At 30.0% G+C, this 22,922-nt stretch carries 21 protein-coding genes, 1 tRNA gene, 1 other RNA gene and 1 pseudogene; 15 read left to right on the top strand and 9 right to left on the bottom strand.

Going from position 1 to position 22,922, the window contains the following annotated elements:
* The 10 genes from pglF to L8T82_RS06450 all read left to right on the top strand — a co-directional run bounded on the left by pglF (nt 1) and on the right by L8T82_RS06450 (nt 8,861).
* On the top strand, nt 1-1,764 hold the full coding sequence (gene pglF, locus L8T82_RS06495; protein WP_220567226.1) for a UDP-N-acetylglucosamine 4,6-dehydratase (configuration-retaining): 1,764 nt from the start codon (nt 1-3) through the stop codon (nt 1,762-1,764).
* Nucleotides 1,765-1,877: 113 nt separating this feature from the next.
* The gene (locus L8T82_RS06490) at nt 1,878-2,255 is read left to right on the top strand and encodes a chemotaxis response regulator CheY (protein WP_039619063.1); all 378 of its coding nucleotides are present in this window, start codon (nt 1,878-1,880) and stop codon (nt 2,253-2,255) included.
* Between the two features lie 12 nt (nt 2,256-2,267).
* The gene (locus tag L8T82_RS06485) at nt 2,268-3,104 is read left to right on the top strand and encodes a 50S ribosomal protein L11 methyltransferase (protein ID WP_133319740.1); all 837 of its coding nucleotides are present in this window, start codon (nt 2,268-2,270) and stop codon (nt 3,102-3,104) included.
* A complete protein-coding gene (gene ftsH / locus L8T82_RS06480) occupies nt 3,104-5,026 on the top strand; it encodes an ATP-dependent zinc metalloprotease FtsH (protein ID WP_263664935.1) in 1,923 nt (640 codons plus the stop codon). The genes L8T82_RS06485 and ftsH overlap by 1 nt, the downstream gene beginning before the upstream one ends.
* Complete coding sequence (locus L8T82_RS06475) at nt 5,026-5,643, top strand: phosphatidylserine decarboxylase (RefSeq protein ID WP_220567229.1); 618 nt, start codon at nt 5,026-5,028, stop codon at nt 5,641-5,643. Before ftsH ends, L8T82_RS06475 begins: the two co-directional genes overlap by 1 nt.
* On the top strand, nt 5,640-6,350 hold the full coding sequence (gene pssA, locus L8T82_RS06470; RefSeq protein ID WP_133319743.1) for a CDP-diacylglycerol--serine O-phosphatidyltransferase: 711 nt from the start codon (nt 5,640-5,642) through the stop codon (nt 6,348-6,350). The genes L8T82_RS06475 and pssA overlap by 4 nt, the downstream gene beginning before the upstream one ends.
* Before the next feature lie 61 nt (nt 6,351-6,411).
* Nucleotides 6,412-6,966, top strand: a complete 555-nt coding sequence (locus L8T82_RS06465; protein ID WP_133319744.1) for a hypothetical protein — start codon at nt 6,412-6,414, stop codon at nt 6,964-6,966.
* Between the two features lie 49 nt (nt 6,967-7,015).
* Nucleotides 7,016-7,105 (top strand) — tRNA-Ser (locus L8T82_RS06460).
* Between the two features lie 99 nt (nt 7,106-7,204).
* The gene (locus L8T82_RS06455) at nt 7,205-8,674 is read left to right on the top strand and encodes a DNA methylase (protein WP_263726137.1); all 1,470 of its coding nucleotides are present in this window, start codon (nt 7,205-7,207) and stop codon (nt 8,672-8,674) included.
* Nucleotides 8,667-8,861, top strand: coding sequence for a hypothetical protein (locus L8T82_RS06450; protein ID WP_220567232.1), 195 nt, complete (start codon nt 8,667-8,669; stop codon nt 8,859-8,861). The genes L8T82_RS06455 and L8T82_RS06450 overlap by 8 nt, the downstream gene beginning before the upstream one ends.
* 18 nt (nt 8,862-8,879) lie before the next feature.
* Here L8T82_RS06450 and ciaB read toward each other — a convergent pair whose 3' ends face one another.
* Entirely contained in the window at nt 8,880-10,715 is a 1,836-nt protein-coding gene (ciaB, locus tag L8T82_RS06445) for an invasion protein CiaB (protein WP_263659276.1), read from the bottom strand.
* A 64-nt stretch (nt 10,716-10,779) separates the two neighbouring features.
* Here ciaB and L8T82_RS06440 point away from each other — a divergent pair, with 64 nt between their 5' ends.
* Together L8T82_RS06440 and L8T82_RS06435 are read left to right on the top strand one after the other, a co-directional pair.
* Nucleotides 10,780-11,184 (top strand): acyl-CoA thioesterase, encoded by a 405-nt coding sequence (locus L8T82_RS06440; protein ID WP_133319755.1) that lies wholly within the window; start codon nt 10,780-10,782, stop codon nt 11,182-11,184.
* Nucleotides 11,185-11,248: 64 nt separating this feature from the next.
* The gene (locus L8T82_RS06435; protein WP_039619082.1) at nt 11,249-12,178 is read left to right on the top strand and encodes a ribose-phosphate pyrophosphokinase; all 930 of its coding nucleotides are present in this window, start codon (nt 11,249-11,251) and stop codon (nt 12,176-12,178) included.
* Nucleotides 12,179-12,207: 29 nt separating this feature from the next.
* On the opposite strand, the gene L8T82_RS06430 is transcribed toward L8T82_RS06435, so the two are convergent.
* The 4 genes and pseudogenes from L8T82_RS06430 to L8T82_RS06415 all read right to left on the bottom strand — a co-directional run bounded on the left by L8T82_RS06430 (nt 12,208) and on the right by L8T82_RS06415 (nt 14,873).
* On the bottom strand, nt 12,208-13,701 hold the full coding sequence (locus L8T82_RS06430; protein ID WP_263726136.1) for a DUF4435 domain-containing protein: 1,494 nt from the start codon (nt 13,699-13,701) through the stop codon (nt 12,208-12,210).
* Nucleotide 13,702: 1 nt separating this feature from the next.
* Nucleotides 13,703-13,865: pseudogene (locus L8T82_RS06425) on the bottom strand (hypothetical protein); the annotation flags it as partial.
* Nucleotides 13,866-14,102: 237 nt separating this feature from the next.
* Nucleotides 14,103-14,461, bottom strand: a transfer-messenger RNA (tmRNA) gene (gene ssrA / locus L8T82_RS06420).
* Nucleotide 14,462: 1 nt separating this feature from the next.
* Nucleotides 14,463-14,873, bottom strand: a complete 411-nt coding sequence (locus L8T82_RS06415) for a hypothetical protein (protein ID WP_039619086.1) — start codon at nt 14,871-14,873, stop codon at nt 14,463-14,465.
* An 87-nt stretch (nt 14,874-14,960) separates the two neighbouring features.
* On the opposite strand from L8T82_RS06415, the gene ruvB reads away from it, so the two are divergent.
* Nucleotides 14,961-15,971: a Holliday junction branch migration DNA helicase RuvB gene (gene ruvB, locus L8T82_RS06410; protein WP_220566281.1), complete on the top strand. Its 1,011-nt coding sequence runs from the start codon at nt 14,961-14,963 to the stop codon at nt 15,969-15,971.
* Nucleotides 15,961-17,004: an AI-2E family transporter gene (locus tag L8T82_RS06405; protein ID WP_133319757.1), complete on the top strand. Its 1,044-nt coding sequence runs from the start codon at nt 15,961-15,963 to the stop codon at nt 17,002-17,004. The genes ruvB and L8T82_RS06405 overlap by 11 nt, the downstream gene beginning before the upstream one ends.
* A gap of 6 nt (nt 17,005-17,010) precedes the next feature.
* On the opposite strand, the gene L8T82_RS06400 is transcribed toward L8T82_RS06405, so the two are convergent.
* Nucleotides 17,011-18,312 (bottom strand): MFS transporter, encoded by a 1,302-nt coding sequence (locus L8T82_RS06400; protein ID WP_263659273.1) that lies wholly within the window; start codon nt 18,310-18,312, stop codon nt 17,011-17,013.
* A 76-nt stretch (nt 18,313-18,388) separates the two neighbouring features.
* Here L8T82_RS06400 and rdgB point away from each other — a divergent pair, with 76 nt between their 5' ends.
* Nucleotides 18,389-19,006, top strand: a complete 618-nt coding sequence (gene rdgB / locus L8T82_RS06395; RefSeq protein WP_263726134.1) for an RdgB/HAM1 family non-canonical purine NTP pyrophosphatase — start codon at nt 18,389-18,391, stop codon at nt 19,004-19,006.
* Nucleotides 19,007-19,067: 61 nt separating this feature from the next.
* Here the strand turns inward: rdgB and L8T82_RS06390 are convergent, their stop codons facing one another.
* From L8T82_RS06390 to L8T82_RS06380, 3 genes are read right to left on the bottom strand one after another with little or no spacing between them, the layout of a single operon-like run.
* Entirely contained in the window at nt 19,068-21,497 is a 2,430-nt protein-coding gene (locus L8T82_RS06390) for an efflux RND transporter permease subunit (protein ID WP_263726133.1), read from the bottom strand.
* Nucleotides 21,497-22,066, bottom strand: a complete 570-nt coding sequence (locus L8T82_RS06385) for an ABC transporter substrate-binding protein (protein ID WP_263726132.1) — start codon at nt 22,064-22,066, stop codon at nt 21,497-21,499. The genes L8T82_RS06390 and L8T82_RS06385 overlap by 1 nt, the downstream gene beginning before the upstream one ends.
* A 9-nt stretch (nt 22,067-22,075) precedes the next feature.
* Nucleotides 22,076-22,762, bottom strand: coding sequence for a VacJ family lipoprotein (locus L8T82_RS06380; RefSeq protein ID WP_133319762.1), 687 nt, complete (start codon nt 22,760-22,762; stop codon nt 22,076-22,078).
* Between the last annotated feature and the right edge of the window lie 160 nt (nt 22,763-22,922).

Genomic DNA, 22,922 nt, shown 5'->3' with positions numbered 1-22,922 from the left:
ATGGATTATAAAAGCAAACGCTTAGGATTTTTTCTAGGCGCTGATATTTTACTTTTTGTTATAAGTATTTATTTATCTTTTTCTTTACGCTTTAGTGCGGACATCCCAAGTGAATTTTATGAAGGTATGTTTAAAAGTGCTGTGATTTTGATTTTACTTAAAATCATTTTTCTAGCTTTTTTTAAAATTTATCAAGTTGCTTGGAGATTTTTCTCACTTAATGAAGCGCGTAAATTAGTCATCGCTTTAGCTTTGGCTGAGCTTGTATTTTTAGCAATTTATTATTTTTACGATGATTTTTTCAATCCTTTTCCAAGAAGCGTTATAGGAATAGACTTTGTTTTATCTTGTATGCTAATTGGAAGTTTGCGTATAAGCAAAAGAATGATAGTTGATTTTAGAAAGCCAAAATACAACGAAGAACATCCTTGTATAGTAGTTGGCGCCACTTCAAAGGCTTTGCATTTATTAAAAGGAGCTAAAGAAGGGAGCTTAGGACTTTTCCCTGTAGCTGTGGTAGATGAGCGTAAAAATTTAATAGGTACTTATTGTGATAAATTTATAGTTGAAGAAAAAGAAGCAATCAGAAAATATACCGCTGAAGGAATTCATACTGCTATCATTGCTTTAAAACTTGAGCAAGAAGAATTAAAAAAGCTTTTTGACGAACTCATTGCTTATGGGATTAACGATATAAAGCTTTTTTCTTTTACGCAAAATGAAGCAAGAGATATAAGTATCGAAGATTTATTAGCGCGTAAGCCAAAAGATTTGGATAATGCTTGCGTGATTGATTTTATCAAAGATAAAGTAGTTTTAGTTAGTGGAGCTGGTGGAACTATAGGAAGTGAGCTTTGCAAACAATGCATTAAATTTGGTGCAAAACACTTAATCATGCTTGATCATAGTGAGTATAATTTATATAAAATAAATGAAGAATTAAGCTTACATAAAGAAAAAATCGAACCTATTATGATGAGTATATTAGACAAAGAAGCGTTAGAAAAACTTTTACAAGAAAAAAACATAGATTTGATTTTACATGCAGCAGCTTACAAACATGTGCCTTTATGTGAGCAAAATCCACATTCAGCTATTTTAAATAACATCATAGGTACTAAAAATTTAATCGATCTTGCAAAAGCTTATAAGGTTGCTAAATTTGTTATGATAAGCACTGATAAGGCTGTAAGACCGACTAACATCATGGGTTGCACAAAAAGAATTTGTGAACTTTATACATTAAGCTCAAGTTGTGAAAATTTTGAAGTAGCTTGTGTGCGTTTTGGTAATGTTTTAGGGTCAAGTGGAAGTGTAATACCTAAATTTAAAGCTCAAATTGCAGCTAATGAGCCACTTACTCTTACTCATCCTGATATAGTGCGTTATTTTATGTTAGTAGATGAGGCTGTGCAACTTGTTTTACAAGCTGCGGCTATTGCCAAAGGTGGAGAATTATTTGTACTTGATATGGGTGAGCCTGTTAAAATCATGGATTTAGCTAAAAAAATGCTTTTACTTTCTAATAAAAAGTTAGAAATCAAAATCACTGGGCTTAGAAAAGGCGAAAAACTTTACGAAGAGCTTTTAATCCATGAAAATGATTTAAAAACTCAATATGAAAGTATATTTGTTACCACTAGTGATCTTAAAGATTTAAAAATTTTAAATCAAGAAATAGAAAAATTACTCCACAGCACAGATCCTGCAAAAGTTTTAAAGGAGATTGTGCCTGAATTTAATCACAATAAAAACGGAGAGTGATTAAATTCTAATTTTATTTTAAAATGATATAATATAAACTTTTAATTGATTAATAAAAATAAAAACGATACAATTACAGTTTTATGTAATTACATCAAGATAAAGGAAAAAAAGTGAAGTTATTAGTAGTTGATGATAGTTCTACCATGAGAAGAATAATCAAAAATACCCTTGTAAGATTAGGCCACAAGGATGTTTTAGAAGCTGAACACGGGGTTGAAGCTTGGGATTTACTTTCACAAAATGATGATATTAAAATTTTAATTACTGACTGGAATATGCCTGAAATGAATGGCTTGGAATTAGTAAAAAAAGTAAGAGCGGAAGAAAAATATGCTGATATGCCAATTATTATGGTAACTACAGAAGGTGGTAAAGCAGAAGTTATTACCGCCTTAAAAGCAGGCGTAAATAACTATATTGTAAAACCTTTTACTCCTCAAGTGTTAAAAGAAAAACTTGAAGATGTTTTAGGAACAAACGAAGGCTAATTATAAGTTTTTATGCAAACACATTATTACGAACTTTTTTTTCAAACAGACAAGGAATATTTAGATTTATTCCTTGATCTTATCTTTTCTCTAGAGATAGACGCTATAGAAGAAAAAAACAACGGTATTTATATAAGATCAGAAGAAGATATAGAACTCATTAAAATAGCCTTGCATGATTTTCATCAAAAATTATGTCAAAAACTAAATACTCATATTAATTTCCACTCTACCTTAGAAAAAAAAGAAAATAAAAATTGGATAGAAGAGTATAAAAAAGGTATACAAGCTTTGACGATCGATAATATCCATATTCACACCACTTGGCAAGAAGCTAAACAAGATAAAATTAATATCATTATAGATCCTGCTCTAGCTTTTGGCTCAGGACATCATGAGAGTACTTATACTTGTATAGAATTTCTACAAAAATATACAGATAATTCCAAATTTTGCTTAGATGTGGGTTGTGGAAGTGGAATTTTAAGCATTATCATGGCAAAACTTGGAGCCAAAGTACAAGCTTGCGATACAGATGAATTAGCTATAGTTGCAAGTAAAGAAAACGCAAAATTAAATCAAGTTAGCTTTGATGATATTTGGGTAGGTTCTATTAATAAAAGCTTACATAAATATGATATAGTTGTGGCAAATATCATTGCCGATATATTAATCATACTAGAAAAAGATCTTAAAGAAAAAACCAAAGAAGGTGGAATTTTGATCTTATCTGGTATATTAAATAAATATGAAGAAAGGATTAAAAATAAATTCAAAGATTTCACTTTGTTAGAATGCAAACACAAAGGAGAATGGTTGAGTTTAGTTTATAAAAAGGAATTGCAATAATGAATAAAAAACCAAATGATTTAAAAGATAATCAAAACAATAATAACTTTTTCAATAAAAACCCTATTTTTATTTTCGCTATTTTTGCCATTGTGATGATTCTTTTATTTAAAGGATTTTCAGATGATGGTAGCATGGGTATTATGGGTGGAGAAAACACTAAAAAAGTTACTTATTCTGAATTAAAAACTTTAATTGAAAATAATCAAATTGCCCAAGTTAATATAGGTCAAACTACTATAAAAGCTGTATCTAAAGCAGGAAATATGGTATATATTACCAAAAAAGTTCCAAATGATGCTACTTTTGTTCCTTTACTTGACTCAAAAGGCGTTTCCTATGGTGCTTTTAATGAAAGCAATTGGTTTATAGATATCTTACTTTCTTGGGTTTTGCCAGTATTTATTTTCTTTGGTATATGGATGTTTTTAGCTTCTCGTATGCAAAAAAATATGGGTGGATCTATACTTGGTATAGGAAGTTCTAAAAAACTTGTAAATTCAGAAAAACCGAAGGTTAAATTTAATGATGTTGCAGGTGTTGAAGAAGCAAAAGAAGAAGTTAAAGAAATTGTTGATTTTCTAAAATACCCTGAAAGATACATTAATCTTGGAGCAAAAATTCCAAAAGGACTTTTGCTTGTTGGTCCTCCAGGTACAGGTAAAACTTTGCTTGCAAAAGCAGTGGCAGGCGAAGCTGATGTGCCATTTTTTAGCGTATCAGGTTCATCTTTTATAGAGATGTTTGTAGGAGTTGGTGCTTCTAGAGTAAGAGATTTATTTGAAAATGCTAAAAAAGAAGCTCCGGCTATTGTATTTATAGATGAAATCGATGCTATAGGTAAATCCCGTGCTGCAAGTGGCATGATGGGTGGAAATGATGAAAGAGAGCAAACTTTAAATCAACTTCTAGCAGAAATGGATGGCTTTGGTACTGAAAGCTCACCGGTAATCGTACTAGCAGCGACAAACCGTCCTGAAGTACTTGATGCAGCATTACTTAGACCGGGGCGTTTTGATAGGCAAGTTTTAGTAGATAAGCCTGATTTTAAAGGTAGATGTGATATTTTAAAAGTCCATATGAAAGATGTTAAAATTTCACCTGAAGTAAAAGTAGAAGATATTGCAAGATTAACAGCAGGTCTTGCGGGTGCTGATTTGGCAAATATCATTAATGAAGCAGCTTTGCTTGCAGGTAGAGATTCTAAAAAACATGTGGAACAAAAAGACTTAGTAGAGGCAGTAGAAAGAGCCATAGCAGGACTTGAGAAAAAATCACGCAGAATTAATGATAAAGAGAAAAAAATCGTAACTTATCATGAGTGCGGCCATGCTTTAATAGCTGAAACTACAAAAGGTGCTAAAAAAGTAAGTAAAGTTTCTGTTATTCCTCGTGGTTTAGCAGCTTTAGGATATACACTCAATACCCCTGAAGAAAATAAATTTTTAATGCAAAAACATGAACTTTTAGCTGAAGTTGATGTGCTTTTAGGAGGACGTGCAGCTGAAGAAATTTTCATTAAAGAAATTTCAACAGGTGCAAGCAATGACCTTGAGCGTGCAACTGATATCATCAAAGCTATGATTTCTATGTATGGTATGAGTGAAATTGCTGGCTTAATGGTACTTGAAAAGCAAAGAAATACTTTCTTAAGTGGCGGGCAAACTGTAAAAGATTATTCTGATAAAATGGCTCAAGATTTAGATGAGTATGTAAAGAAAACATTGGATGAACGCTATGCGGGTGTAAAAGAAATTTTAAAAACCTATAGCGGTGCTATAGAGGTGATGGTACAAGCACTCTATGAAGAAGAAACTATTGATGGTGCCAAAGTAAGAGAGATTATTAAAAACTATGAAGAAGAAAATAATCTTCCAACACGCCTAGAAGAAAAAGAGCAAGAAGCTACTAAGGAAAACTAATGAAAACAAATTTTATTGCAAAAACTGGTTGGAGTTTGCTTATAGTTCTAGCTATAGTTTTTGCAATATTTCAATTTATATGGGGATTTTCTTGGCTTTTATGGTGTATTTTTATATTTTTTATTTATCTTTTTAGAACTAAAAAAATTGATTATATAGCAGATCCAAACACCATTATAGCTCCCATAGAAGGAAAAATCAAATGTATCAAAACAAGCTCATATAAAGAGCTTGGCGAGTGTATAGAAGTGCAAATTATCAATAATATTTTTTCCCAAGGAAATATCATAGCTCCGCTTGATATGAATATAGAAGAAACTAGAATAAGGCATGGACTTTTTTTATGTCCATTTATGAAAAATACAAATTTAATGGGTGAAAGAATGTTATTTTTAGCTAATTCCAAGAGCAAACAATGGGCATTACGCGTTATTTTTGGAGCATTAAATAGAAAAGCTCATATTGATGATTTTGGTCATCATTTAAGCCATGGACAAAACATAGGTTTTATGTTTGATGGTAGTGTGAGTTTATTACTTCCAAAAGACACTAGAATTTGCGTAAATGAAAATGATAAAGTACGCATTGGTACATTAATAGGGTATTTAAATCCATGAATTTTAAACTAATTTATATTTTACCTAATCTTTTTACAGCCGCTTCCATATTTTTAGGTATTATTTCAGTGATTGCTTCTATTAATCAAAACTTTGATAAAGCATTAATTTATATCATTTTATCATTAATTTGCGATGGTTTAGATGGACGCGTTGCAAGAGCTACCAACTCTACTTCTAAATTTGGAGTTGAGTTTGACTCACTAGCTGATTTAATAGCCTTTGGTGTAGCACCTGCTATGCTTTTTTATATGAGCATAGGTTATGAATATGGTCGTTTTGGCTCATTAATAGCTGGTTTATTTGTAGTTTTTGGCGCTATACGCTTGGCAAGATTTAATGTCACAACAGGAACTTATGAACCATCGGTTTTTATAGGTCTACCTATACCAACAGCAGCAGTTGTAAGTGCTTTATGGGTAAGTGCTTATTTATATTATGATTTTTTACATGATTTTTCTTTAATAATAATATGTATCCAAATGCTTCTAGCCTTTTTAATGGTAAGCAACATAAGGTATCCAAGTTTTAAGAAAATCGATCTAAAAAGAGCAAATGTTTTGAAGGTGTTAATCCTTTTAGTAATTTTATTTTCTATGCTTTATCTGTATTTTTTAGAAAGTGCATTGATTATTGCTAGTTTATATGTGCTTTATGGGATTGTTCGTAGTTTTTTTACCCTAGCTCGTAAATTTAAAAAATATTAATTTTACTTTCACTTCATTTTCTATCAATATACTTTTCATTATTTTTCAAAAAGGAGTAAAAATGAATAAAAACAAATTATTCAGACAAATTCACATTTACATTAGTTTATTTTTCTTACCACTTGCATTTTTATATGCAATCACAGGTTTTGCTTATATAGCTGGTTTTGATGGAGAAAGTGGAGCTAAAATTCAAAATTACAAAGTTCAAGCTATTATTCAAGAGGGTGCTGAAGCTGAATTTTTAATTGATTTTTTAAAGAAAAACAACTTAAAAATTCCTTCATCTTTGGAACCAAAACTCAACAAAAAAGGCGATGGCATAGAACTTGGGACTATAAATTATATAGCAAGTATTATAAAATTAGATGAGAATGACTATGAAATTACAACAAAAGATAGAAGCTTGCTTGGAAATATGATTTTGCTTCATAAAGATAAAGGTATGTGGTACTTTTCTGTACTTGGGTTAGCTTTTGCACTTGCTATGATAATACTTTATATTTCAGGACTTTTAATCACTATTATAGCTATACGCAAAGATAGAGGTAAACAAATAGCAGTTTTAGGTGCTGGTTTTATTATAACTTTAATCATAGCTTATTTCAGTGTATAAATTTAAGGTATATCTTATAAACAATAAGATATACTTTCCCTTTTAATACGGACAGATGGGTGAGTGGCTGAAACCACACCCCTGCTAAGGGTGCAGATCTTAACGGGTCTCGAGGGTTCAAATCCCTCTCTGTCCGCCACCTTATAAATTTCATTTTATTTCATCTATTTTAGTAATTTTTATTGTTATAATTAATATCATCAAAACTTAATAAATCTAAAGGCAAGCTTCACATACTATGCAAATTTACGCTTCTATTGACTTGAAATCTTTTTACGCTTCAGCTGAATGTGTTTTAAGAAATTTAGATCCTTTAACAACTAATCTTATTGTAGCAGATAAAACAAGAACGGACAAAACCATCATACTAGCAGTTTCACCTGCATTAAAAACTTACAATATACCTGGTAGATTAAGACTTTTTGAGTTTAAACAAAAAATCCATTTAATCAACCAAGAAAGACTAAAACAAGCTCAAAAACACCACTTTAAAGCTAAAAGTTTTAATATATTGGAACTTGAAAATGATTTAAATTTAGAATTAGACTACATTATTGCTAAGCCCAGAATGGCTACTTATATAGAATTTAGCACAAAAATATACAGCATTTATTTGAAGTATTTTGATGCTAAAGATATTCATATATACTCTATTGATGAAGTTTTTATCGATCTTAGTTCTTATCTTGAAAAATACAAACTATCAGCTTATGAGCTACTTACTAAGGTTTTACTTGATATTTCACACACAAGTAAAATCACCGCAACAGCAGGCATAGGCACAAATTTATACTTAGCTAAAATTGCTATGGATATACTCGCTAAAAGACAAAAAGTAGATGAAAATGGCTTGCTTATAGCCTTTTTAGATGAAAAATTATATAGATATAAATTGTGGCAGCATAAACCTTTAAAAGATTTTTGGCGTATAGGTAAAGGTATTGCCTTAAAACTTGCAGATTTAAACATTTATACTATGGGAGATCTTGCAAGATTTTCTTTAAAACATGAAGACTTGCTTTATAAACACTTTGGTGTTAATGCTGAACTTTTGATCGATCATGCATGGGGTATTGAAACTTGCACAATGAAAGATATTAAAAATTACAAATCACAAAATCACTCTAAAATCATGGCTAAGGTTTTGCCTTTTGCATATGATAATAATCAAGCAATAAAGGTTTTAAAAGAACTTGTAGATCATTTAGTACTTGAACTTATACAAAATAACCTTAAAACAAACCATATCACACTAGATATACAATATGATAAAAGCAATTTAGAAAATTCAAGTTTTTTGAGTTCTTACAAAGGAGCTATTACTAAAGATAATTACGGAAGAGCTATACCTAAAAATGCTCACGGAAGTATGAATTTAGAAAATTTTACCCATTCTTTAAAAATCATCAACAAAAAAACCTTAGAACTTTTTTATAAAATCAGTGATAAAAACTTAAGTATTAGAAAAATCAGCCTAAGTTTAAATAATATCACAGATAAAGCTCAAGAAAAATTCCAAGAATTAAATTTATTTAGTGATTTTAACGCAATTTCACAAGAGAAAAATCAACTTGAAAAAGAAGAAAAGCTCCAAAAAGCAAGACTTCAAATCATACAAAAATTTGGTAAAAAGGCTATTTTAAAAGCTTCAAGCTTGGATGATGAGACTAAAGAAATTACTTCTTTAATAGGAGGTCATAATGCATGATGATTATAAAGATATAATAGATATAAAATATCAAAAATCAAAACAATTTCCACCAATGTCAAGAGAAAAAAGAGCGGCACAATTTGCTCCATTTTCAGTACTAAATGGCTTTAGTAAAGCTATTTTAAAAACGCAAAAAGATATGGAAAAAGTATTAGAAAATAGTAAATATCAAGAAGAAAGCTAAGTTCTTCTTGATAAAATTTTATTTTGCATTAGAGTATTTTTCAAACTCTCCACTTTCATCGATTTCATTGCCATAAAGTTTGTGTAATTCATAGTAGTATTTTACAAATTCCTTACACTCTTCATCAAGTGGTAAAAACACCTCATCTTCTAAAACACAAAATTCGTCTAAATAATTTTTAGCATCTTCTTTTAACATATAATGTCTTGCCAGCTTATAATAATTTTGCATAAACACAGCCTTAAAACTCTCGTAAGCTTCCTCATCAAATTTAATGTTTAATTTCTCATTTGCAAAAGATAACACCCCTGATTTAAACAGCAATGACAAATGAATCAAACCTTCAGTATAATAAGGCTTAACCTCCTCTACTCTTTGCCAAGCAATCAATCCTATGGCCCTTTTAATAAGCTCATAAAATACAGGAAGCTTTAAATCATCTTCTTCATGTAAAAAGAAATTCACAAGCCCACCCGCAGTAGCTTTAAACTCTTCTATATTTTTAAACACGCCACTTTCATTCATTTTCTTTTCACTATCATTTGCCACAAAGAAAATATGCCCAAACTCATGACCTATGGTAGAAACTTCATAAATTCTTTTCCATAATTTTTCATTGTAAAATAAAATTTCTCTACCATAATCTAAAAATTCTTTTTCAAATACCATAGAAGAAAGCTTCATAAAAGGCTTGGTTTTAGCATTTTCATAAACATAATTTAAAAAAGCAAAGATCTTTTTACCTGCTATATTGCTTACATACTCATCATTTGGCACTACTTGAGCGGAAAAAAGCCCCTTAAGCTCTGCTCCATAAAAAATCATAGGCATACAAATATAAAGCTGAGTTTTTTCAAGATTAAAATTCACTTCATCAAACAAAGCTTCATCTTCTTCATCTAAATTTGCATACACCATCGCAAAGCTTTCTTTGATTTTATCTTTAAACTCGCTCCCATTAAAATCACTCACATCTTCTAAGCGTATATCCCACTCAAGTGCTACTGCATGTGTATAAGAGTCCTCATAGTATTCTAAAGGATGGCCAACTTGTAATGGACATTTTACTTCCATCCACGCAAGCTCTGCTTCTTGCCATTTTTTAACTACTTCATTATTATCTTTTTCACAAAATGCAAATTTTAATTTTTCTATATAATCAATATAAGCATTTTTTTCATCATCTAGCACACAATTTCTTAGTTTTTCTAAAAGTTTATCAAATTCATATTCAAGCTTTAAAACTTCATTTTCAAAAGCTTTTGCATAAGGTAAAAATCTCCAAAGTGTTCCTATTTTAACTAAAGCTCCATAGCTTCTTTCACAAATTTCACTATCTTGATTTAGCTGATAAAGCTCATTTTGTTTTAAAAACTCCAAAGCATCGCTTAAATTTGGAAATTGTTCTTTTAAGATTTTATTATTTGTATCTAAAATTTGCTTGCTCCAAACAAGCTCAAAAGAATTCATAACTACACCTATATTATGCACACCTTGAACTAGAGCCAAATAAAACTCATCAAGTAAATTTTTACTCTTAATCTCATCGATTAAATCTTGATGTTCTACTTCATAAAAGGCTCTTACTAAAGAAAAAACTTTATATTTTATTTGAGAAATTTCTTCTTCATTTAAACCTTTTTTCTCAAGTTCTTGGACTAAATTTTCCTCTTTTAAATCCACCAAACGACGCAACATTGCTAAAACATTGCTTTTTTCATTTTCAAGATTAGCTAGTTCTAAAGCTCTATCTATCAAAGGATGACTTTGATTAGTTTGAAGTATATTATAAAGACTATTGATATTTTGTTTCCTATTTTTCACAATTTTTGCTATTTGCTTAAAATCATTCATTTTTTACCTTTCTTTATTTTTAAAACTTAATTATAATGTTTTTTTTAAAACACAAGGAGAATGTATGAAAGATATGGGAGAACCTAAACTAAGAGTTATAGCTATGCCAAGCAATACAAACCCCGCTGGTAATATCTTTGGTGGTTGGATCATGTCACAAATTGATCTAGCTGGAGCCATTGCAGCAAGGGAGCTTTCTCCGCAAAGAGTAGTAACTGTAGCAGTGGATAAGATCATTTTTAAAGAACCAATTTTCGTAGGTGATTTGGTATCTTGCTATGCAAAAATCATCAAAGCAGGTAATACTTCTATCACCGTAGAAGTAGAAGTAGTTACCCAAAGAGCCAATGATTATGGCCGTGTATATTGCATGCATGTAACTTCAGCTGTGGTAACTTATGTAAGTGTAGATAAAGACGGAAATAAACTTCCTATTGATGCGGATTTAAAAAGATTGCACGGCTTTTGATATGTTTTATTGTATTTTCAAAAAAAATTTTATATCATCACAGAAAACTTTCTAAGGCTTATATATGCGCGGATATAAAATATTTTCTGGTTCAGCAAATGAGGAATTTGCTAAAAAAATCTCAAAATACCTTTCACTGCCTCTAAGCAATGCGGGTGTGAAGCGTTTTAGTGATGGTGAAATTAGCATTCAAATAGATGAAAGTGTGCGTGGTAAAGATGTATTTATCATTCAAAGTACTTGTGCTCCAACAAATGATAATCTAATGGAACTTTTAATCATGACAGATGCTCTGCGTCGCTCAAGTGCAAGCTCTATCACAGCTATCATCCCTTATTTTGGCTATGCTAGACAAGATAGAAAAGCAAGTCCTAGGGTGCCTATTACTGCAAAATTAGTAGCAAATCTTATAGAATCAGCAGGGGTAGATAGAGTAGCTACCATAGACTTACATGCTGGACAAATTCAAGGCTTTTTTGATATACCTGTGGATAATCTTTATGGGAGTATTATTTTTAATGATTATATTAAAAATAAAAACTATAAAAACCCTATCATCGCAAGTCCTGATATAGGCGGTATAGCAAGAGCTAGGAGCGTAGCAAAAGCTTTAGGACTTGATATAGTTATAGTAGATAAAAGACGCGAAAAGGCTAATGAAAGCGAAGTAATGAATGTCATCGGTGATGTAAAAGATAAAGAAGTAATTTTGGTAGATGATATTATCGATACAGCAGGAACCATAGTAAAAGCTGCTGAAGTATTTAAAAGCAAAGGTGCAAAGTCAGTTATAGCTTGCTGTACCCACCCTGTGCTTAGTGGCGTAGCTTATGAAAGAATAGCCAAAGATGCGCTTGATGAGCTAGTAGTAACTGACACTATACCTTTAAAACAACAAATGGATAAAATCAAAGTCCTAAGCGTAGCACCTATTTTTGGCGAGGTAATACGCAGAGTTTATCACAATGAAAGTGTGAATTCTTTATTTGTATAAATTCTTTGCAAGGATAGCCTTGCAAAGAATTATTCTGTAAAGCTTGGAATATATTTTAAGACTTCTTTTCTAAGCTCTTCATTTTCTCTTAATAATTTTAAAACCGATTTTGCATAAGTATCTTTTGTTTTGCCTACTTTGCTTAAAAATACACCATTTTCAAGAATTCCTTTTTGATTAAATATTTTTAATAATTCATCATAGTCTTTACTTTCATATACAGAATTAAATTTATTTTCAATATCTTTATGTAAGTTTTCAAAACCTATTAGTTGCTCCAAAGAACTAATCTTTTCTTGTATTTGTTTGGGTGTTTTTGATTCTTTAAATATAGATTTTAATTTATGTTTTACTTCTTTTTCTAATTTTTCTGAAATTTGATTTTGTAGAACATTTTTAAATTTTGTTTCAAAGATATAATCTTTTACTTCTTCAAATTTTTCTCTTGCGTCTGATTGTTCTAAAATAGCCAAAATAATACATTCTAATAAAAATAAATTTTCTACTTCAGCTACTTCTAAAACCTTCACTTGATTTTTATTTGCACTATCTATTTCTTCTTGTGTTCTAAAATCTCTATCTATAATCCCATAAGCATTAAAACCATGCAAGGCATTTTGTTCGTTGAAAGTTTTTGTATAGTTTAAAACATTTTCACAACTACTACATGGTATGATTTGATATTGTGGATATAGTATGCTATAAATTTTAGTGTCTAAACTTTCACTTTTTCCCTCTACAAATAAAATATCTCTTCTAGCACCTAAAAGTTTTAAAAATAATTCTTGCGGTATATCGTTTTTTTCTATTTTTTCTATTTCCCATTTTTGCCCATTGTAGGATTTAATCCAAAATTTATCCGCTTCTATATGATTTGCAGCAAAATTTAAATCATGCGTTATGTATATAAATAAACAATCTTGCCTATGCTTTTCTAAAACGCTCCAAAGCCTGTTAGTTAAAGATGGATGTAAGTGTAATTCTGGCTCATCAATTATAATAGTTTGTTGTTTATTGTCCTTAATTGGTATTGTTAATATTTTAGCTATTGAATATAAAATCAATTCTTCTCCTCTGCTAAAATTAATTATTTCATAATCTTTATGTTTTATATAAAATTTATTATCATGATTTATTCCTAATTCTTTCTGCGTGGTTTCTTTAAAAATATCAAATAAATAATCTACACAAGTTGTAATAGGCTCTTCTTTGTTTCTCAAAAGAATTTCCCTAAATTGTTTAAAAAATAAATTAGATATCACAGTAGTATAGTCATCTTGTATATCTTTTATCTCTAAGTTATTACTATCTGACGCATCTGAATACACGTATTCAATTTTTTCATCTATATAATACAATCTTTTTGAAGCAATAATATGTATATTTTCATTATTTTTCATCCAAGCCCCAAGCCTACTTTTACCTGAGCCATTAGCACCTACGATTATGATAGAATTTGCATTTGTTTTAAATTCTTTTTTATCTCCATTTTCATCAGGTAAATAATAAATATATTCTTCCATCTTAATTCCTTAATAATGCTATATATTCACTTTGTTTTTCGTTTAAGACTTTAAAAGTGCTTATCATGTAAAAAAATTTCATCATCACTTAAACTATAAAGTTCTTTAACTAATAAAGCATTTTTGGCTAGAGTTTTATAAATTTCATTATTTTGAATTTCTTCATAAAAATTCATAGAACAACCTTAGTATTTTTTAAAATGATAACAAAAAGAACTTTTTAAAATGCTAAGAAATACTATCAAGCTTTATAATGAATTTAAATTTAGAATTAATAAAAACCTTACCATCTATCTTAAAAGAAGCCTTCCTTGAAGTCCTATCAATAATAAGAAAGCTTTGATGAAATTATATTATTAAAATACTAAATTCTAATAAATTGATATATGAAAGATTAAATTTGGTGGAGACGAGGGGAATTGAACCCCTGTCCAAAAATAAAACAACCACGGCATCTACATGCTTAGCAAAGGTGAAAATTTCATCTAGCCAAACTCACCTTCCAAAATTTCAAGCTAGACTAAGACTTTAACTTCAATCAAAACTTGTCAAATTTCAATCTACACTATCAAAAATGACCAAATTCTAAGCTAGATAGTATCACTTAAAATTCAGGCTCAACTGAACTTACGCAGCTTTAGCGTAAGCAGGAGCAAATTTAACGTTGTTTGCGTTTAATTTTAATTTGAGCTTTATACGCTTTGCTCAAAGCGACATGCCACCAAGGCCACTCTACTCCTGTCGAAGCCAAGTCGTCCCCATTATTTAGAAATTTTATCAGGAACATTTGCAATTTGAGGGTTAAATACGCTTAAAAAAGAAGCATTTTTTTCATAATCACTGCAATATCTATCAAGCTGCTCACCCACTAAAAACATCCAATCCACAAATTCATCGCTAGCAGGCCCATCAAATTTAGCTGCTTCTTGCATAATTTCCTCACAAAATGTGCAAAAATTTGCAATCTCATCTAAATTTAATCTTTTAGCAGCCCAAACTACATTGTGGATATTTTGCTCTAAGTCTTTTAAAGCTTCTTTGTATTTTGAGCTATCACTGCTTAGCTTTACTATCAAAGGCTCTAAAACATCACAAAGACTTCTAAAAAAATACAAAAAACGCTCGATTTCTTCAAGCTCGTAATCTAACTCTAATTGCTCTAAAATTCCCATAAAAACTTCTATAATCTAAGTTTAAATGTTTATTTTAGCAAATTTTAGATAAAATTAAAATTTCTTACAAAATAAAATGGAAAAAATATGGATAGAATCGTAGAGATTGAAAAATTCTCCCCTGATGAAACTTATGAAACAAGCCTTAGACCTTCAAATTTTGACGGCTACATAGGACAAGAAAACATTAAAAAAAATTTAGAAATTTTCATCAAAGCTGCTAAAAAAAGAAATGAATGTCTAGATCATATCCTTTTTAGCGGGCCTGCAGGACTTGGTAAGACAACTTTAGCAAATATTATCTCATATGAAATGAATGCAAATATCAAAACTACTGCTGCACCCATGATAGAAAAAAGCGGGGACTTAGCTGCGATTTTAACTAATCTTAGCGAGGGAGATATTTTATTTATCGATGAAATTCATCGCTTAAGTCCCGCCATAGAAGAAGTGCTTTATCCTGCTATGGAGGATTTTCGTCTTGATATCATCATCGGTAGTGGCCCTGCTGCACAAACGATAAAAATCGATTTACCCAAATTTACTTTAATAGGTGCTACTACAAGAGCAGGTATGCTAAGTAATCCTTTACGCGATCGCTTTGGTATGCAATTTCGCTTGGAATTTTATAAAAATGAAGAGCTTGCTATCATTTTAGAAAAAGCAGCTCTAAAGCTTAATAAAACTTGTGAAAAAAAAGCTTCTTTAGAAATAGCCAAACGCAGTCGCTCAACCCCAAGAATAGCATTAAGATTGCTTAAGCGTGTAAGAGACTTTGCTGATGTAAATGATGAAGAAATCATTAGCGAAAAAAGAGCTAAACAAGCACTTGATTCCTTAGGGGTAAATGAGCTTGGTTTTGACGCGATGGATTTGCGGTATTTAGAGCTTTTAACTGAAGCTAAAAGAAAACCTATAGGACTTTCTAGTATAGCCGCAGCATTAAGTGAGGATGAAAATACCATAGAAGATGTGATAGAGCCATATTTACTAGCAAATGGCTATATAGAAAGAACAGCCAAAGGTCGCATTGCAAGCTTAAAAAGCTTTGATGTTTTAAAATTAAAATATAACAAAGGTTTATTTGATGAAAAGTAGTAATTTTTTCTTGATTAGTTTTATTTTGATCATTTTATTTTGGGTACTTTTTTTGTTTAAACCTTTTTTGATGAATATAGCCATAGCAAGTTTAATGGCTGTTTCTACTTCTAATGTTAATGTTAAATTTTTAAGTATTTTTAAAGGTAAAAAAGTCGTTGCTGCAGCAGCTACTACTGCTTTTATGCTAGCTTTATTTTTTATCCCTTTTGTATATGCTATTATAGAACTAGCAAAGGCTGCAAAAGGTTTTGATATAAGCTATTTTCACAATACCATAGAATATTTTAAAAATTATTCTTTACACCTACCTGAATCTTTAAGTTTTATAGAACCTAAAATCAAAGAAGCATTAGCAAGTATTGACTTAAATTCTATCTCTAAAAATGTTTTAACCTATCTTTCAAGCGCAACTAAATTTGGCACTAAATTTCTAACTGATATGGTATTAATTTGTGTGTTTTATTTCTTTGCTAATCTTTATGGAGCCCAACTCATTGGCTATATAAAAAGCATAGTGCCTATGAAAAAAGAAGAAACTCAAGGCATTTTAAGTGAAGTGAGTAATGTAATGTCTGTGGTGTTTTATTCTATGGTGCTAAATGCCATTTTACAAGGGGTGCTTTTTGCTATCATTACTAAATTTTATGGTTATGATGCGATTTTAATGGGAATATTATTTTGCTTTAGCTCTTTAATCCCTGTGGTAGGTGGGGCCTTAGTTTATGTGCCTGTCTCTTTATATGAATTTGCAAATAATAATCTAAGCGGTGCTTTAGTGATTTTCATTTATAGCGTGGTAATGATATCTTTTATCGCAGATACTTTAGTAAAACCCTATATCATTAAATGGATCAATGAAAAACTTGTTCAAATTCCAACACAAATTAACGAACTTTTAATTTTCTTTGCGATGATAGCAGGAATTTCAAGTTTTGGCTTTTGGGGTATTATCCTTGGACCTGCTATTTTAACTTTCTTTATTTCTACTTTAAAATTATATGTGATTTTAAAAGAAAAGCATTTTGTATAAAAGCGATTATTTTTCAATAATCGCTAAAATTTCTTCTTCGCTTGTAAGTTTTTTATTGTATTTAATCACTAAAAATTTAGAGTTTTTATACACATCTAAAACTCCATTTATGCCTTTAATCATATTTAAATCATGTTTTGTTTCTAAAGATAAATAGACATTTTTAAAATCTGCTGGACTTTGTAAAAACAAAAGCAATACAAACCAAATTACAGACAAAGCTATCAAAATAAAAGCAAGAGCAACTAAACTAAAATGATGTAAAAAATACCCTCCAACGACACCACCTAAAAAGCTTCCAAAATAGCCAAAAGCATTAAACACACCCAAAGCTGCACCTTTTTCATTTACCTTAGCAAATTTACTCGCACAGCTTTGCATAATAGGCTCATGTAGATTAAATCCTATAAAAAACACTACAACACCCACCATAAACACTAAAGCATTATGCGAAAAAGCAAATATAATATAAGCAATGATAAAAAATGCCACACCTAAAAGCAATATCTCTTTACTTAAGCCTCTTTTTTCTCCCAAAGATCCTGATAAACCCATAGCTAAAAACCCAAGCACCATAGAGCTAACATAAACATGCCATAAATTCTCACTTGGATAATTAAACTCATGCACCAAAACCAAAGGAATACTTAAAAACGCAATACTCATAAGCATTTTTTGCATACAATTAGTAAGATTCATCAAAGCTAAGTTTTTTTCTTTTAAAAGTTTTTTTAATGGGGTTTTAGTATTTTCATGTACTATTGTATGCTCTTTTGGCACAACGCTAAATAAAAGCACGATACAAATTAGACTTAAAATGGCACTTAAATCAAACAAACTAGAAAGTCCGAATTTAGCACTCATTAAAGGAGAAAGCACTAAAGAAGCTGCAAAAGAAAGTCCTATAAATGAACCCATGATAGCCATAGCCTTACCACGATTTTCTTCATTGATAAAATCACTTATCATAGCAGTAGCTACTGCTCCTATGGCTCCTGCACCTTGTAAAAGCCTTCCAAACATCATCGTATAAATATCATCAGCATATGAACATACCAAAGAACCTATGATAAACACCACAAGTCCTATTAGCATAGTTTTTTTACGCCCTATTTTATCCGAAATAATACCAAAAGGAACTTGCAATGCCATTTGAGTTAGAGCATACACACCTACTAAAAGCCCTACTAAAAACTCATTGGCTCCTTTTAAATTTAAAGCATATAAACTTAAAACCGGCAAAACTATAAATAATCCAAAAAATCTAGTTCCTACAATAAAAGACAAAGGTAAAACGGTTTTTAACATCTTTTCTCCTTATAAAGGATAATTTTACTATGATTTTGATAAACTTTTTTTAAAGTCAAAATAAAAAGAGTAATTTATGAAGAAAAAATTAAAAATCATTCTAGCAACTTCTAACGCACACAAAGTAGAAGAAATCAAAAAATTTTTAACTTCTTATGAAATTTATGCCTTAAATGAAATCATCACTCCTTTTGAAATCATCGAAGATGGCACAAGTTTTAAAGAAAATGCTTTGATAAAATCTAAAGCTATTTTTAATGCTTTAGACAAAAAACAAAATGAATTTATCACCTTAAGTGATGACAGTGGTATAAGCGTAGAGGCTTTAGACAATGCACCAGGGATTTTTTCTGCAAGATACTCTCAAGAAGGCACTGATGAGGCCAATAGAAACAAGCTCATCCAAGCCCTACATGAAAAAAATCTACATCAAAGCAAAGCTTTTTACACTGCAGCCATAGCTATAAGCTCAAAATATGGACATTTTAGCACGCATGGATATATGCATGGCCTTGCTATTGACACTCCAAGGGGTAATAATGGCTTTGGATATGATCCTTTATTTATCCCAAAAGGTTTTGATAAAACCTTAGGTGAATTAGATGAGCAAGTAAAATTAAAAATTTCACACCGCTCACAAGCGCTAATGTTTGCTACTTATATCTTAAGGGCATTAGAAAAAATGGAGTATTAATGAAACAATTTATAAAATATATGCTTATTGCTTTTGGTGTTTATGTGATTTGGATTTTACTTTATTTTAATTTTGTTTTAAAATAATGATAAGTTAAAATAAAACTTGGTAATAAAAAAAGCGAACCAAATAAAAGCAAACTCATAGCCAAAACCGTAAGCAAACCAAAATAAATCGTCGGGATAAAATTACTGCTAATCATCACTAAAAAACCTAGAATAATCGTAACACTAGTATAATAAATCGCACTTCCTATACCTATATGTGAAGCTTTTATGGCCTCTTCTAAGCTTTTATGTTTTAATTCTTCTTTAAAACGATGAATATAATGAATCATATCATCAACCCCTATTCCTATACAAATAGCAGCTATGGTAATACTCATAATATCAAGTGGTATATTTAAAACACCCATTAAGCCAAACACCAAAGCTAAAGGTATGAGATTGGCCAAAATTGCCACAAAAGCATAAACAAAACTTCTAAAAATCACCACAAACAAAGCAAAAATCACAAGTACCACAAAGGCTAAAGTGTCAAATTGTGATGAAAAAAGACTTTGAAGCATATTATTATACAAAGGCATAATACCACTGATTTTAACCTCTACATTATCATTTTGCAAAAGCTCATTTAAGTCTTTTTCAAGCTGTTTTAAAAAAGCATCGCGTCTTAAATTTGGATCACTATCTAGCATACGCACGCTAAATCGCAACTCATTATTTTCTACACTTACAAAAGGGGTTAAAACTTGCTTTTTAAAATTCTCATCTAAATTTTCATATAAAAACGCTAAGGCAAAATCATCTAAAGTCTTACCATCATTAATGCTTTTTCCAAGCTCTAGCAAACTTTGCAAGCTAAGCACAGAACCTACATATTTTTGCTTACTTAAAAACTCATGAACCTTAGCAGCTATTCTTGTTTTTTCACTACTAAAAAAATATCTATCATCTTTGGATAAATCATCAAATTCTTGTTCAAACTCATCTAAGCTTTCATTTTGTTTTGGATTTTGCTTAAATTTGACAATCACATCTAAAGGCATAGTTCCACCTAGCTCTTTATCTATAATCAACAAACCTTGTTTAATCCTAGAACTATCTTTAAAATAACTCACAAAACTATTTTCTACTTTAATTTGTAAAATTCCATACAAAGCAAAAGCTACACAAAATAAACTTATACCATAGATAAATTTTCTATGTTTTAAACTTACATTTGCACAAAAACTTAAAAATTTCAACGAATTTTGATTAAGCTCTTTAAAATTTAAACGCGGCATTAATACCAAAATACTTGCAAAATAAATATAAGCTAAAATCAAACTCACACTGATGCCAAGGCTCATCATAATACCGAGTTTGATAATAGGCTCAATATCTGAAAAAACAAAACTTAAAAACCCAACAACCGTGGTTAAAATAGCAAAAAAACTAGGACTTGCTTTATCAAGTAAGGTTGAGAGCAAAAGCTTATAAACACTAGCTTTTGGGTGTTTGTATAAATTTTCTATAAAATGCACGATTAAGTGTATCACAACAGAAACAGTGATAATGAGTACCAAAGCTACATAGTTTGAAGACACCACAGTAATATCAAAGCCCAAAAGCGCGAAAATCCCGCTTGAAGTAAAAAGCGAAACCACACAAATTCCCAAAGCCAAAAACACTAAACGCAAAGAGCCAAAAAACCACCAAAGTGCTATAAATAAAAGTCCTATTAAGCTAAGTCCATAAATTTTTAAATCACTTTTTACATAATTAATCATATCATTAGCGATCATTTCAACACCACCAAGGTGTAAAAAGTCTCCATTTTGACTATACTTAGATACTATTTTAGTAATTTCTTCTAATCTTTTTGCACTAAATTCCCTTGAGCTTTCTTGGTGCTTTTTAATCAAGGCTCTAAAATGCTCTTTTTCATTTTCATTTTGCGCATTATCCCTTGAATTAATCAAGTCATTATAAACAAGATCGGGTGCTAGATAAATCAAAATTCCCGTTGTTTTTCCATCTTTTGAGATGATATTATTTTTATAAAAGGGTTGATTTAAAATTTCTTTTTTAGCTAGATTAATATCCACATCTTGACTAAAGATATTAGGTATATTTTGGATAAGCTCTTTTAATTCTTTACCTTTAGAACTTGCAAGTAAAGGTGCATTAGCGATAGAAAATACCTTTTGCACACCATTGATTTTTTCTAAATCAAGGGTTAAGTTTTTGATAGTTTCTAAATTTTCTTTAGCAAAAATATCTTTATTTTTAGGAGCAAAAGCAAGCATTAAAAAATTATCATTGCCATAACGCGCTGAAACTTCTCTATATAGTTTCAAACCCTCATCATGCTCTAAAAGCAAGCTTTCAGCACTTGCATCAACACTTAAATTTTTAGCAAAAAAACTAAAAAATATACAAAAGATTAAAGTAATCCCCAAAGTTAGCTTTGGGAAATTAAGAAAGATTTTTAAAATTTTACTTAGCATTATTTAGAAAAATCAACACTAGAAAGCTTTTCAAGCAAGGTTTTAAAATTACCATTTTGTAAGACATCTTTAAATTGTGAGCGATAAGTTTGTATGATACTTATGCCAAAAATATCTACATCATAAATTTGCCAATCATTATTTTTATCATAAAATTTAAAGATTACAAAATTTTCTTTACCATCTACTATCATAGAAGTTTTTAAAAAGGCTCTTTTATTTTTTTCTTCTAAATTAATCACTTTTAATTTTTGAGAATCATACAAAGCAAGCTTATCTGTGAAACTTTTTTTAAGGTTTTTTTCAAAAGCTTTGTTAAATTCATTTTTTTCATTTTCACTTAATTTTTCATATCTTGTAGAAAGACTAAGTTTAGCCATAAGTTCATAATCAAAAACACCATCAAATAAAGCAAAGATTTTTTCCGCTGCTTTAGCTTTATCGTTTTTATTTTGATCTAGAATTTTTAAGCTCTCATCAATTTTTTCTTGCATGGTTTTAGAAATATCTTGCAAATTTAAAGCAAAAGCAAATACTACGCTAAAAAACAAAGCTATGATTTTTTTCATTTTATCTCCTTATTTGATGAGTTCTTGGCGTCTTTGTTCATACGCATCGCGTATAAAAATGTAATAATCTACACTATTTTGGTAAATATCATCTATTTTTTCATACTCAAAACTTAATTCATTGAGTTTTAATGCAGCATTTACACCCACACCAACCCAAAAATTCTCAATATACCCCTCAGGCACCATAAACCAATTTACAGGCAAAGCTAAAGCATCTCTTACATTATAAGGACCTAAAAGTGGAAGCACTAAGTGTGGTCCACTACCTACTCCCCATTTACCCAAAGTCGTTCCAAAATCAGCTTCATAACTTTTTAAAGGAGTTTTACTCGCACTATCTAACAAACCAAATCCAAAAATCACATTCACACAAAATCTTCCAAATTCCTCACCAGCTTTTCTAAATTCTAAACTTAAAAGATGATTAATAAATCTAAAAGGTGATCTTGTGGTATCAAAAGCATTTTTTACACCTGTTCTTATAAAGCTTGGAGTAATGCTTTTATAAGAAAGCACAACCGGTCTTAAAAAATAAGTATAAAGATCATAATTAAATTTACTCATAGCTTTATTGTAAGTATAAAAGCTATCTTTGACTTCTTTTTTTTGATATTCTTGTTCAAAATCTTCAAAGTCATTTGCCAAAATCAAAGTGTTAAAAAATAAACACAAAGTTAGTATGTATTTTAACAAGCTTTTTCCTTTTAAAATTTCATAAATTGAAATCTTATATTATACAAAAATTAAAATAAATTTTTACATTAAAAATATTCTTTAAAAAAAATTAGTAATTTTTATTTACTTATGAAATAAGTCTTAGAAAATATGCAAAAAATATAAATTTATTTTTGCT

Origin of the sequence: Campylobacter sp. IFREMER_LSEM_CL292 (assembly GCF_025771615.1) — a bacterium.
GTDB classification, from domain to species: domain Bacteria; phylum Campylobacterota; class Campylobacteria; order Campylobacterales; family Campylobacteraceae; genus Campylobacter_D; species Campylobacter_D lari_D.
Note: the sequence above shows the minus strand (reverse complement) of the source record. Positions and strands in the feature narration are given on the sequence as shown.